A 13,149-nucleotide genomic window follows, 5' to 3' on the forward strand; every position below is an offset into this window, starting at 1 on the left:
CCGCGTGGCCGACGCGATCACCCCCGCCAAGTGGGCAATCCGCCGGTCATCAGGGTGCCCCGATGGCGCCAGAGGGCCTCCGGGCTCAGCGTAATCCCGTGTCTCTGGGCCACGAGAACGGCCTCTTCAGTGGAACCCGTGGCCATCAGGGCGGCCGCAAAGAGCGGATCACGTTGGGCAAGCTCCTTGAGCTGATGCAGGGCCTCCGTGGCAGCGGTAACCGCGGTGGCGGCGGGAACGGTGGTGGAAGGTACGTTGCAGGTCGTCATCTCATCTCCTCAACAGGCTTCCCCCACGCTAGGAGCGCCGTTTCGTGAGCAGGGTGAGTACAAGCACCTGTCTGGGCAGAACCCAAGCGCCCCTGCCAGATTCATTGGGCAGAACAACCGCTGGAGACCTGGCCATGCACATGGTGGCGAATTTTTGGCCCGGGGCAACACTGGAGCAATTCAAGGTGGAACTGGCCCAGCTGGAGGGCAAGGAGCAACCTCAGGCCCAGCTGCTGCGCACGGTCGCGGAAGTGGAAGGCGGTCTCATGATCGTGTCCCTGTGGGAGGGACAAGCGCAATACGACAGCTGGGCTGCGGCCACCCTGATGCCCCAGATCGATCTTCCAGGGGGCATGGACGGTCGGCCGGAACAACGCAAGGGACTGGTGGTGCATCACTTCTCCGTGCTGCCGGCGAGCTGAGCACCCAACAGCGCCGCAAAAGCCTCCACTTCGAGGGGATGGCTGAACCAATACCCCTGGTAGGCATCGCAGCCCAAGGCCTCCAGCACGGCCAACTGGCCGGCGGTCTCCAAGCCCTCCGCCAGGGTTTGCATGCCGAGGCCCCGACCCATGGCGAGGGCGGTCCGCACGATCGTGCGGGCCGCGTCACTGGTTTCCAGGTGCTGGATGAAACTGCGGTCAATCTTCAACTTGTGCAGAGGCAGGCGATTCAGCACCGACAGAGAGGAATACCCGGTGCCGAAGTCATCGAGGGCGAGCCGCACGCCCAGGGCCGCCAGATCCTGCACCGCGGCGGTCACGCCCGCCACCGGCAGGATGCAGCTTTCGGTGATCTCCAACTCGAGCACTCCCGCTGGTAGGCGATAGCGCTTCAACAGGGCGATCACCTGATCGACCAGGGGCGGCAAGGTGAGCTCAAACTGGCGCGGCGAGAGATTCACCGCCAGCCGGGGGACCTGGAGCCCCGCATCCAGCCAGGCCCGCAGCTGGCGGCAGGCTTCCCCCAGCACCCACTGGCCCAGGGAATGGATCAGGGTGGTGCGCTCCGCCAGGGCCACAAACCGCGCCGGAGGGACGGCGCCAAGGGTCGGGTCGTTCCAGCGCAGCAACGCCTCCGCCCCCAGCAGACACCCGCTCCCGTCGAACTGGGGCTGGTACACCAACCGCAACGCCCTATCGCCCACGGCCTGATGCAGGCGTGCCTCCAGCTCCATCTCCCGACGCAGGCGCGTGGTGAACGTGGGCTCGTAGGCCAGGGCCGTGCCCGGGGCCACCTCACGGGCGCGGCTGAGGGCCGTGGCCGCCCCCTGCAGGAGCGGTTCCACCTGCTGGCCATGGAGCGGCGCCAGGCAGTAGCCGGCACTGAATCCCAGGGCCATGGGCGCCATCTCCTCGCCAACCGGCAGCTGGCTGAGGGCAGCCCGCAGCTGCCGCAGCACCGCTTCGGCCTGGCGGCCCAGGGCCAGCGAATCCTCTGCCGGGCCCGAAAGCTCCCGCACCAGCACAAACTCATCCCCACCGAGTCGGGCCAGCAGATCGGAGGGGCCTGCCCAGGCCCGCAAGGCGTTGGCCACGGCCTGCAGCAAGGCATCGCCCACCTCCCGTCCGAAGCTGTGGTTGACCCGGCGGAAGCCATCGAGGTCGAGCCAAAGCACCAACCACGGATGTCCCCCCGCCTGGGCCAAGCGGCCCTCCAAGCCACGCCGGCAGCTCTCCAGGTTGGCCAGACCCGTCAGAGGGTCGTGAAAGGCCAGGGCGGTCAGCTCGTCGAGGGCGCAGGTGAGGTCGGTGACGTCCCGGAGCATCAGGCCCACGGCCGGGGCGGAGCCGGGCTCCGTTTCCCCCGGGGAGGGAGGCTGCAGGGTCATCTCCACCTGATGGGCCCTGCCGTCGGCCGCCAGCAGCGGCAGGGTGATCCGACGCTCCTGGCCGGCCAGCACGGCTCCCCAGATCTGCTCGAAGGCCCCCCGCGCCTGGGGCGTGAGGAACTCCAGCAGGCGCCGGCCCTGCAGCTCCCCGTCCGCCACCGCCAGGATCCGATGCAGGGCGGGATTGGCAAACAGCAGCCTGGTGCCCGAATCGATCTGGCCGAGACCATCCGCCAGCTGGGACACCAACGCCCGATAGCGGGCCTCGCTGGTGCCCAGCGAAGCGAGCAGGCTGGCCTGAACCTGGCGGGCCGCCTCGCTGCTCGCCAACTGCCGGCGCACGCCGATGTCGCGCAGCGCCAGGGTCCAGCGGGGTTCACCCTCACCCTGCTGGAGCAGCGGATGGGCCTCGAGCTCCAGGGCCAGGGGCTCCCCCTGCAAGGGCTGCAGGTCGAGCTCCATCCGCAGCGGCACGGGGTCGGCCGTGGCCGCCAGCCGCTCCTCCAGCAGGCGCACCTGGCCAGGATTGGGCATCCACTGCTGCAGCCGCTCGCCGTAGAGCGCGTGCTGGGGCACCCCCAGGGCCTCGGCCAGACGGCCATTGGCCTCCAGGATCCGCCCACCGGCCCCCGCCAGGATCAGCAGGTCGCCGCTGAACTGCACCATCTGGCGCAAATGGGGCAGCGCATGCACCGCCTGCTGCAGTTCATGGCGCAGCCGCCGGATCTCCCGCTCCAGGCGCTGCCGATCCTCGGCAGAGGAGGCGCTCATCGGCAGGCCGGACCGGCGGGGGGATCGTGCAGGGCTCCCAGCACAAACGCCTCAACGGCCGCCCGGTCCTGCAGGCCAAGGTGACGCGCACCGGAAGGGGCAAGCATGCAGGGAATGCGGTCGAGCTCCAGACGCCACCAAGTGGTGAGCCGATCGAGGGCCTCCGGGTCGAGAAACCGCTCCGGATCGGGCTCCACCCCGGCCTGCTGCTGGCAGTGGTGAAGCTGTTGGGCGTTGGCGATGTTGCGTTGATCGCGCCAGAAGGAGCGAAAGATCGCCGTACGCAAAGGTGCCGCCAGGGCGGGTTCATCGGCTTCCACGGCGGCCTGCAGCAGCAGCGCCTGGTGGGAATTCACCCACACCGGCGGCAGCTGAACCTCCACCTCGGGAGCACGGCGCTGCACATCGGCCACCTCCTTGAGCAGGGTGGTGTGATCGTCCGGCTGGTTGGTGGCCGAGAACTCAAACGGCAGATGGGATTTGTGCTCCACCCCCACCCAGTACACCCGCTCAGCCACCCCCAGCTGGTTCAGCCACTCGTTGAGCGTGTAGCAGTAGGGACAGTTGAAATCTGAGATCACCACGATCCGGCTGCTCTGCAGTTCCGGAGGAAGTTCCTGCGGCAGTTCCGGCGAACACTCCAACGGCTGAAGCAAGGACAACGGATGGGGTGATGGGTTCAACTGTAGGCAGTGCCCCGAGGCTTGCGCCATGCGCTGGAGACGCCCCTCCACCTTCTTCTGCGCCTTCCTCACCCTGCTCAACGACCGGCTGGGGGAGAGCATCGTGTTCCCGCTGCTGCCGTTCCTGCTGGCGGGGTTCACCAACGACGGCCGGGTGCTGGGTCTGCTGGCGGGCAGCTACGCCATCGCCCAGTTCGCCTTCACGCCCCTGATCGGTGCCCTGAGCGACCGCTTCGGCCGCAAGCCGGTGATCAGCATCTGCGTGGCGGGTTCGGTGCTGGGCCTGGCCCTGTTTGCCCTCACCATCAGCCTGCCCTGGGCCACCCTCTGGCCCGCAGCCCAGGCGGCCGGGCTGCCCCTGGCCCTGCTGTTCGGAGCCCGACTGATCGACGGGGTGAGCGGCGGCACCGCCGCCACCGCCAGCGCCGTGCTGGCCGACATCTCCCCGCCGGAGAAGCGGGCCAAGGCCTTCGGCCTGATCGGGGTGGCCTTCGGTCTGGGCTTCATCCTCGGCCCCGCGCTCGGCGGCCTGCTCGGCCGCCTCAACGTCACCCTGCCCCTGCTGGTGGCGGTGGCCATCGCCGTGCTCAACCTGGTGCTGGTGCTCACCGTGCTGCCGGAAACCCACCCGGTGAGCGCCCGCCGCGCCATGCCCCGCAAACGGGATCTCAACCCGTTCACTGCCCTGCAGCGGGTGTTCACCAACCCCCAGGTGCGGCGTCTGTGCGTGGCCTTCTTCCTGTTCTTCCTCGCCTTCAACGGCTTCACCGCCGTGCTGGTGCTGTATTTCAAGCAGGCCTTCAACTGGGGGCCAGGCCTGGCCGCCGCGGCCTTCCTGGTGGTGGGCGTGGTGGCCACCGTGGTGCAGGGCGGCCTGATCGGTCCGCTGGTGAAACGCTTCGGCGAATGGCGCCTCACCCTGGCGGGCCTCGGCTTTGTGATCGCCGGCTGCCTGCTGATCCCCATGGCCACCCGGGCCAATGCCCAGCCGGTGGTGTTCAGCGCCGTGGCGATCCTGGCCCTGGGCACGGGCCTGGTCACCCCCTGCCTGCGCAGCCTGGTGTCCCGCCGACTCGACAGCGAGGGCCAGGGTGCGGCCCTGGGCAGCCTGCAGGGGCTGCAGAGCCTGGGCAGTTTTCTGGGGCCACCCCTGGCGGGCCTGGCCTACGAAACCACCGGTCGCCAGAGCCCCTTCTGGCTGGGCATCACCCTGCTGGTGGGCGTGGCCCTGCTGGTGGCCGGGGGCCTGCCGACGCCACCAGCGGAGGCGATGACAGCAGGACTACACGGGTCTGACGGTTGAGATTGCTACCTTGCCACTAACGAAAGCCCAGGCGTGGTATGGCGGACTCCCAGGCTGACGCGCCCCTCGCTCCTGAGCTCTACATCAATCGCGAGTTGAGCTGGCTGGAGTTCAACTACCGGGTGCTGGCCCAGGCCCTCGACGAACACACCCCGCTGCTGGAACAGGCGAAATTCAGCGCCATCTTCAGCAACAACCTCGATGAGTTCTTCATGGTGCGGGTGGCCTCGCTGAAGTCCCAGATCGAAGCCGGGGTCAGCACCCTCAGCGACGACGGCCTCACCGCCCAGCAACAGCTCAAGGCCATCCGCACCAAGCTGCGGCCCCTGCTGGACATGCAGCAGCAGCACTACCGCCACTCCCTCAAGAGCCATCTTGCCGACTACGGCATCCACCTGATCGACTACGCCAACCTCAACAGCTCCCAACGGGAGTGGCTGGAGGCCTACTTCCGGAACGCGATCTTTCCGGTGCTCACCCCCCTGGCGGTGGACCCGTCCCACCCCTTCCCCTTCATCAGCAACCTGAGCCTCAATGTGGCCGCCCTGGTGCGCGACCCCGATACCGGCCAACAGGAATTCGCCCGGGTGAAGGTGCCCCAGAAAAACCTGCCCCGCTTCGTCAAGATCCCCACCGACCTGAGTGGCAAGCAGCCCGAACCCGTGTACACCGCCGTGCCCCTCGAGCAGGTGGTGGCCTTCAACCTGGGCCTGCTGTTCCCCGGCATGCACGTGGAAGGGCACTACTTCTTCCGCGTCACCCGCGACGCCGACCTGGAACTGCGCGACCTGGAGGCCGACGACCTGATGGAGGCCCTGGAGGAGGGCCTGCGCAAACGCCGCCGGGGCGGCGAGGTGGTGCGGCTGGAGGTGGCCGACGAGATGCCGGAGGCGGTGGTGCAACTGCTGATGGAGGGCACGGCCGTGGAGCCCGAAGACGTCTACCGGATCAACGGCCCCCTGGGCCTCGACGACCTGATGAGCCTGCTGAGCATCCCCCTGCCGCAGCTCAAGGAAAAACCCCACAAGGGCCGCACCGCCCCCGCCCTGGCCCGCACCCAGAAGGGCCAGCTGGAAGACGGTTCCATCAAGGCGGAGGAGTTCGAGAGCATCTTCTCGGTGATCCGCCGCGGTGACGTGTTGGTGCATCACCCCTACGACCTGTTCTCCACCTCCGTGGAGGAATTCCTTAACCAGGCCGCCGACGACCCGTCGGTGCTGGCCATCAAGATGACTCTCTACCGCACCTCCAAGGATTCACCGGTGGTGGCGGCCCTGATCCGGGCAGCCGAGAACGGCAAGCAGGTGATGGCCCTGGTGGAGCTCAAGGCGCGCTTCGACGAAGACAACAACATCCAGTGGGCCAAACAACTGGAGGCCTCCGGCGTGCACGTGGTGTACGGCGTGCTGGGGCTAAAGACCCACACCAAGATCCTGCTGGTGGTGCGCAAGGAAAAGGAACGCCTCAACAGTTACGTGCACATCGGCACCGGCAACTACAACTCCAAAACATCCAGCCTCTACACCGACATCGGCTTGCTCACGGCCCGTCCGGAATTCGGCGCCGATCTGGTGGAGCTGTTCAACTACCTCACCGGCTTCTCCAAGCAGCAGAGCTTCCGCCGGCTCCTGGTGGCGCCGGTCACCCTGCGCAGCCGCATGGAGGGCCTGATCCGCCGCGAGATTGACCATGCCCAGGCCGGCCGCGGCGGCCACATCCGGGCCAAAATGAATGCCCTGGTGGATCCAGCGATCATCGCCCTGCTCTACGAGGCGTCCCAGGCCGGTGTGCACATCGAGTTGGTGGTGCGGGGCATGTGCAGCCTCCGGCCAGGGCTGGCCGGCATCAGCGACAACATTGCCGTGGTGAGTGTGATCGGCCGCTTTCTCGAACACTCCCGGATCTTCTGGTTCGGCAATGGCGGCGACGCCGAATTGTTCATCGGCAGTGCCGACTGGATGTCACGCAACCTGGATCGGCGCGTGGAGGCGGTGGCCCCGATCGAAGATCCACGCCTCCGCCAGCAACTCGAACAGATCCTCGACCTCTACCTGCATGACACCGGCGCGTGGCACATGGACAGCGAGGGACACTTCAGCCAACACCAGCACGAAGGAGAAGCCCAACTGGTGCAGCGCGAGATGATGCGTCGCTGGCGCGGTGGTTTGGTCCCTACCAGCTGAGGCTTTCCAGCACACGACATCGCATTGATCGGCAGCAATCCATACAGGAAATCTTCCAAATCAATCCGTTGCACGGTGCCCTGCAGTGCTACATTCCGGCCAAATCCAATACGGAGGCTTGGGTGTGGGGACGCCTTTGCAATCCGCTTTGAACGTTGTTGACAGCAACGTCTCGAAGCTTTCGCCATCGTTGATGGCATCCAGTTCAGCGTCAGCAACCAAACCGAAGCCCACGGGCCCCCGGGCCGGCGGACGTCTCAGTGCCGATTCCATCGGCTGGTATCTGAGCACGATCGGACGGGTGCCCCTGCTCACGGCCGCCGAAGAGATTGAGCTGGCGCACCACGTGCAGGCCGGTAAACGCCTCCAACAGCTTCCGGCCGAGGAGCTCACCCCCAAGCACAAGCGCCAGCTGCGCATGGCCCAACGGGCCCGTGACCGGATGATGGCGGCCAACCTGCGCCTGGTGGTGAGCGTGGCCAAGAAGTACCAGAACCAGGGGCTGGAATTGCTCGACCTGGTGCAGGAAGGGGCCATCGGCCTGGAGCGCGCCGTCGACAAGTTCGACCCCGCCATGGGCTACAAGTTTTCGACCTACGCCTACTGGTGGATTCGCCAGGGAATGACCCGGGCCATCGACAACAGCGCCCGCACCATCCGCCTGCCGATTCACATCAGCGAAAAGCTCTCCAAGATGCGGCGCATCAGCCGGGAGCTGTCCCACCGTCTGGGTCGCCAGCCCAACCGCCTGGAGCTGTCCCACGCCATGGACATGGCCCCCCAGGACCTGGAGGAGCTGATGTCCCAGAGCGCCCCCTGCGCCTCCCTCGATGCCCATGCCCGTGGCGAGGAAGACCGCAGCACCCTGGGTGAGTTGATTGCCGACCCGGCCAGCAACGAGCACATGGACTCGATGGACCGGCACATCCAGAAGGAGCATCTGGGCACCTGGCTGTCCCAGTTGAATGACCGGGAACAGAAGATCCTCAAACTGCGCTTCGGGCTGGAGGGCTCGGAACCGCTCACCCTCGCCGAGATCGGCCGGCTGATCAACGTGTCCCGGGAGCGGGTGCGGCAGCTGGAAGCCAAGGCGATCATGAAGCTGCGCTTGATGAGCAACTACCAGCAGGCCGCCTGAGCCCATGGCCGGCGGCTGGCCGCAACAGCTCCTGGGCGTTGCGGCGGTGGCCGGTTGGCTCGCCCTGCTGGCGATCGCCGCCCGAGAGGTGCGGCGGCGCTGGAGTGGGCAGCGGGAGTGGAGCCGCAAACTCGTGCACATCGGCACCGGAGCCGTGGTGCCGATCGCCTGGGCCTGCGGCATCGACCGCCTGATCGCCGTGCCCGCCGCCGGAGCCATCACCCTGGTGGCCGCCTTCAACCACCGCTTCCGCCTGCTGCCCGCCATCGAAGATGTGGGCCGCTCCAGCTACGGCACGATCGCCTACGGCGCCTCGATCACCCTGTTGCTGCTGCTGTTCTGGCCGGGGCACCCGGCCGCGGTGGCCGCCGGCGTGCTGGTGATGGCGGTGGGGGATGGCCTGGCCGGACTGCTGGGCCCCCTGCTGACCTCGCCGAGCTGGCGGGTCTGGGGGCAACGCAAATCGATCGTGGGCACCGGGGCCATGGCCCTGGGCAGCCTGGCGATGCTGCTGCTGGTGCGTCAGCTGGCCGTGGCCGCTGGTCTGCCCCACCCCGGGCCGGCCGCCCTGCTGGCCATCGCCAGCGTGGCCGTGGCCCTGGAGCAGATAGCCGTGATGGGCCTCGACAACTTCACCGTGCCGTTGACCACCGGGTGGCTCTGGCAGCAGCTCAGCTGATCCCCCCAGCTCAGGCCGGCACCAGGGAGCGGGCAGCCTGGGACTCCCGCACCGCCTCGGCAAGGCTGTCGAGCACCGCGGTGGTGGTGGCCAGATCAATGCAGGCATCGGTGATGCTCTGGCCGTAGGTGAGGCCCCCCACATCCAGCTGGGCCAGATCGTTGGGGATCTTCTGGCTGCCCGCCACCAGATGGCTCTCCAGCATCACGCCCATCACGTGGGTGGAGCCGGCGCGCAGCTGCTCGGCCACCTGGGCAGCCACCTCGCCCTGCCGGCGGTAGTCCTTGTTGGAATTGCCGTGGCTGCAATCCACCATCAAACGGGGGGGCAGGCCCGCCTTGGCCAGCTCGGCAGCGGCCTCCTCCACCGCCTCGGGGTGGTAGTTGGTGCCGCGCTTGCCGCCCCGCAACACCAGATGGCCATCGGGGTTGCCGGTGGTGGTGACGATGGCCGCATGGCCCTCGCCGTTGATGCCGAGGAAGTGGTGGGGCCGGGCCGCGGCCTCCATCGCATTGATGGCGGTGATGGCACTGCCATCGGTGCCGTTCTTGAAGCCGATCGGCATCGAGAGGCCGGAGGCCATCTCCCGGTGGGTCTGACTCTCGGTGGTGCGGGCGCCGATGGCGGTCCAGCTGATCAGGTCGGCGATGTACTGGGGCACCACCGGATCGAGCAATTCCGTGGCCGCGGGCAGCCCCATCTCGGCCAGGTGGAGCAAGAGGCCGCGGGCCACCCGCAACCCACTGTTGATGTCGTAACTGCCGTCGAGGTGGGGATCGTTGATCAGGCCCTTCCAGCCCACGGTGGTGCGGGGCTTCTCGAAGTACACCCGCATCACGATCTCCAGCGCATCCCGATAGCGCTCGTGGGCCGCGGCCATCGCGGTGGCGTACTCCTTAGCAGCCGCCACGTCGTGCACCGAGCAGGGCCCCACGATCACCAGCAGGCGGGAATCGCGGCCGTGCAGGATCGCCTGAATCCGCTCCCGGGCCTGCTGCACGGTGAGCGCCGAGCGCTCGGTAATCGGCAGTTCGCGGTGCAACAGGGCCGGCGACACCAGTGGCCGGGTTTCCACCACATGCAAGTCGGAGGTGGTGGTGGGCATGGGCCTGAGGCCGTCAGAACGGCGCTGCGCGGGAGCATCCCACCCTAGTCAGCAGCCATGGCGACCAAACGCTGGGCCGGTCGCGAAGAAGAATGGGACGCAGATTGATGCGATCGGGCATGTCTGCAGCCAGCTTCCTCTCCAGCTACCGAGCCGCCGCGGCCGAGCGCGAAGCCCTGGGCGTGCCCGCCCTGCCGCTCTCCGCCGAGCAGACCCAAGCGCTCACCGAACTGCTGCAGGCCCCGCCGGCCGGGGAAGAGACGGTTTTGCTGCACCTGTTGAGTGAGCGCATCCCCCCCGGGGTGGATGAGGCCGCCTACGTGAAGGCCAGCTGGCTGAGCGCCGTGGCCCAGGGCAGCGCCAGCAGCCCGCTCGTCAGTCCGGTGCAGGCCGTACAGCTGCTGGCCACGATGATCGGCGGCTACAACGTGGGCGCCCTGATCGCCCTGCTCTCCAACGCCGATCCGGCCATTGCCGAGGCCGCCGCCGCCGGCCTCAGCCGCACCCTGCTGGTGTACGACGCCTACCACGATGTGCTGGAGCTGGCGGCCAGCAACCCCTACGCCAAGCGGGTGGTGGACAGCTGGACCGCCGCCGAGTGGTTCACCGCCAAGCCCGAGCTGCCGGCGGAGATCACCGTGACGGTGTTCAAGGTGGAGGGGGAGACCAACACCGACGACCTCTCCCCCGCCACCCACGCCACCACCCGCCCGGACATCCCCCTGCACGCCATGGCGATGCTGGAGACCCGCATGCCGGGGGGCCTGGAGCTGATCGCCCAGTTGAAAACCAAGGGTCACCCGGTGGCCTACGTGGGCGATGTGGTGGGCACGGGCAGCTCCCGCAAATCGGCCATCAACTCGGTGCTGTGGCACACCGGCAGCGACATCCCCCACGTGCCCAACAAGCGCAGCGGCGGCGTGGTGCTGGGAGGCAAGATCGCCCCGATCTTCTTCAACACCGCCGAAGACTCCGGCGCCCTGCCGATCGAGTGCGACGTGAGCGCCCTCAATTCCGGTGATGTGATCACGATCCGGCCCTACGCCGGCACGATCGAGCGCGCCGCCGGTGAACCGGGCGCCGGCGACATCGTGGCCCGCTTCGAGCTCAAGCCCAGCACGATCACCGATGAGGTGCGCGCCGGTGGCCGCATCCCCCTGCTGATCGGCCGCTCCCTGACAGACAAGGTGCGTGCCCAGCTGGGTCTGAGCGCCTCCGAGCTGTTCATCCGGCCCGTAGCCCCGGCCGACACCGGCAAGGGCTTCACCCTGGCCCAGAAGATGGTGGGCAAGGCCTGCGGCCTGCCGGGCGTGCGCCCCGGCACCAGCTGCGAGCCGCTGATGACCACCGTGGGCTCCCAGGACACCACCGGGCCCATGACCCGCGATGAGATGAAGGAGCTGGCCTGCCTGGGCTTCAGCGCCGACCTAGTGATGCAGAGCTTCTGCCACACCGCGGCCTATCCCAAGCCGGTGGACCTGAAAACCCACGCCGAACTGCCGGATTTCATGGCCTCCCGCGGTGGCGTGGCCCTGCGCCCCGGCGACGGCATCATCCACAGCTGGCTCAACCGCATGCTCCTGCCCGACACCGTGGGCACCGGCGGCGACAGCCACACCCGCTTCCCCCTCGGCATCTCCTTCCCGGCCGGCTCGGGTCTGGTGGCTTTTGCGGCGGCCATCGGCGCCATGCCGCTGGACATGCCCGAATCGGTGCTAGTGAAGTTCACCGGCAAGCTGCAGCCAGGCGTGACCCTGCGCGATGTGGTGAACGCCATCCCCTATGTGGCGATCCAGCAGGGGCTGCTGACGGTGGCCAAGGAGGGCAAGAAAAATGTCTTCAACGGCCGGATCATGGAGATCGAGGGGCTGCCCGATCTCAAGCTGGAGCAGGCGTTTGAACTGACAGACGCGACCGCCGAACGCTCCTGTGCCGGCAGCACGATCAAGCTGAGCGTGGAGACGGTGAGCGAATACCTGCGCAGCAACGTGGCCCTGCTCAAGAACATGATTGCCCGGGGTTACGGCGATGCCCGCACCCTGGCCCGCCGCATCCAGGCGATGGAGGCCTGGCTGGCCAATCCGGTGCTGCTGGAGGCCGATGCCGATGCGGAGTACGCCGCCGTGATCGAGATCGACCTGGACCAGATCACCGAGCCGATCCTGGCCTGCCCCAACGACCCCGACAACGTCAAGCTGCTCTCCGAGGAGGCGGGCAAACCGATCGATGAGGTGTTCATCGGCTCCTGCATGACCAACATCGGCCACTACCGCGCCGCCGCCAACGTGCTCGAGGGCCAGGGACAGAACGCCGCGCGCCTGTGGGTGTGCCCGCCCACCCGCATGGACGAGGAGATGCTGAAGGAGGAGGGCTATTACGCCACCTTCGAAGCCGCCGGCTCCCGCATGGAGATGCCCGGCTGTTCCCTCTGCATGGGCAACCAGGCGCGCGTGGAGGACAACACCACCGTGTTCTCCACCAGCACCCGCAACTTCAACAACCGCCTCGGCAACGGCGCCCAGGTGTACCTCGGCAGCGCCGAGCTGGCGGCGGTGTGCGCCCAGCTGGGCCGGATCCCGACCAAAACCGAATATCTGGCCATCGCCGCCGAAAAGATCGATCCCTATGGCGATGAGCTCTACCGCTACCTCAACTTCGACCAGATCGCCGGCTTCGAAGATGCCGGCCGGGTGGTGAGCGCTGACGAGGAGGCCAAACTGCTGGCGGGGGTTTGAGCCCAAGGCCCCCCTATCCCATGACTGCAGACCGTCGCTTGCTTTCGAGACATCCATGGGGGCTGCCCCTGGGACTCGCGTTGGGCCTGGCCCTCGGGATCACTCCCACCCAGGCCTCCAGTCCTGCCGCCTGGAGCGCCTACGACGCCAAGGTGCGCACGGCCTGCGGGGCCGCCAGCCGTCTCACCCAGATGCGGGTCCGGGGTGAACGGCTGGACCTGCCGGGCCCAGGCCTCAGCCTGCTGGTGCTGGAGGGCCGCTATCCCCAGCCCCACATGCAGGGCAAGCGGGGACTGGAAATCTGTGTGTTCGAAAAGAGCAGCGGCAAAGCCAGTGTGGAGGAGGCCGATCGTTGGCTCAAGGCCGCTTCTGGCGGTTCGCGCTGAATGACACGCTGGTGGGACCACCGGCCCCCAGCCCCTGAACCAGGAAACCCTGCTGTTTGAGCCCGC

11 protein-coding genes are annotated in these 13,149 nt (G+C 67.7%); 7 read left to right on the forward strand and 4 right to left on the reverse strand.

Going from position 1 to position 13,149, the window contains the following annotated elements; genetic code table 11:
- Positions 1 to 17 precede the first annotated feature (17 nt).
- Entirely contained in the window at positions 18 to 269 is a 252-nt protein-coding gene (locus tag H6G16_RS11665; RefSeq protein ID WP_190390474.1) for a Nif11-like leader peptide family natural product precursor, read from the reverse strand.
- A 140-nt stretch (positions 270 to 409) separates the two neighbouring features.
- On the opposite strand from H6G16_RS11665, the gene H6G16_RS11670 reads away from it, so the two are divergent.
- Entirely contained in the window at positions 410 to 691 is a 282-nt protein-coding gene (locus H6G16_RS11670) for a hypothetical protein (RefSeq protein WP_190390475.1), read from the forward strand.
- On the opposite strand, the gene H6G16_RS11675 is transcribed toward H6G16_RS11670, so the two are convergent.
- Positions 664 to 2,871 carry an EAL domain-containing protein gene (locus tag H6G16_RS11675; RefSeq protein WP_190390476.1) on the reverse strand — a complete coding sequence of 736 codons (2,208 nt, stop codon included), beginning with the start codon at positions 2,869 to 2,871 and terminating at the stop codon, positions 664 to 666. The genes H6G16_RS11670 and H6G16_RS11675 overlap by 28 nt on opposite strands.
- The gene (locus H6G16_RS11680) at positions 2,868 to 3,527 is read right to left on the reverse strand and encodes a DsbA family protein (protein ID WP_190390477.1); all 660 of its coding nucleotides are present in this window, start codon (positions 3,525 to 3,527) and stop codon (positions 2,868 to 2,870) included. Before H6G16_RS11680 ends, H6G16_RS11675 begins: the two co-directional genes overlap by 4 nt.
- Before the next feature lie 55 nt (positions 3,528 to 3,582).
- Between H6G16_RS11680 and H6G16_RS11685 the strand changes: the two genes are divergently transcribed.
- From H6G16_RS11685 to H6G16_RS11700, 4 genes are all read left to right on the forward strand, one after another.
- Positions 3,583 to 4,857 carry an MFS transporter gene (locus H6G16_RS11685; RefSeq protein ID WP_190390478.1) on the forward strand — a complete coding sequence of 425 codons (1,275 nt, stop codon included), beginning with the start codon at positions 3,583 to 3,585 and terminating at the stop codon, positions 4,855 to 4,857.
- A 38-nt stretch (positions 4,858 to 4,895) separates the two neighbouring features.
- Positions 4,896 to 7,040 (forward strand): polyphosphate kinase 1, encoded by a 2,145-nt coding sequence (gene ppk1 / locus H6G16_RS11690; RefSeq protein WP_190390479.1) that lies wholly within the window; start codon positions 4,896 to 4,898, stop codon positions 7,038 to 7,040.
- A 193-nt stretch (positions 7,041 to 7,233) separates the two neighbouring features.
- Positions 7,234 to 8,178, forward strand: coding sequence for a sigma-70 family RNA polymerase sigma factor (locus H6G16_RS11695; RefSeq protein ID WP_242036385.1), 945 nt, complete (start codon positions 7,234 to 7,236; stop codon positions 8,176 to 8,178).
- 4 nt (positions 8,179 to 8,182) lie between these two features.
- Positions 8,183 to 8,857 carry a dolichol kinase gene (locus H6G16_RS11700; protein ID WP_190390481.1) on the forward strand — a complete coding sequence of 225 codons (675 nt, stop codon included), beginning with the start codon at positions 8,183 to 8,185 and terminating at the stop codon, positions 8,855 to 8,857.
- A gap of 10 nt (positions 8,858 to 8,867) precedes the next feature.
- Here H6G16_RS11700 and H6G16_RS11705 read toward each other — a convergent pair whose 3' ends face one another.
- Complete coding sequence (locus H6G16_RS11705; RefSeq protein ID WP_190390482.1) at positions 8,868 to 9,962, reverse strand: 3-deoxy-7-phosphoheptulonate synthase; 1,095 nt, start codon at positions 9,960 to 9,962, stop codon at positions 8,868 to 8,870.
- A 119-nt stretch (positions 9,963 to 10,081) separates the two neighbouring features.
- Between H6G16_RS11705 and acnB the strand changes: the two genes are divergently transcribed.
- Positions 10,082 to 12,697: a bifunctional aconitate hydratase 2/2-methylisocitrate dehydratase gene (acnB, locus tag H6G16_RS11710; protein ID WP_190390483.1), complete on the forward strand. Its 2,616-nt coding sequence runs from the start codon at positions 10,082 to 10,084 to the stop codon at positions 12,695 to 12,697.
- Between the two features lie 80 nt (positions 12,698 to 12,777).
- Positions 12,778 to 13,083: a hypothetical protein gene (locus H6G16_RS11715; protein WP_199289367.1), complete on the forward strand. Its 306-nt coding sequence runs from the start codon at positions 12,778 to 12,780 to the stop codon at positions 13,081 to 13,083.
- The last annotated feature ends 66 nt before the right edge of the window (positions 13,084 to 13,149 follow it).

The organism is Cyanobium sp. FACHB-13342 (assembly GCF_014697415.1).
GTDB lineage: Bacteria > Cyanobacteriota > Cyanobacteriia > PCC-6307 > Cyanobiaceae > Cyanobium_A.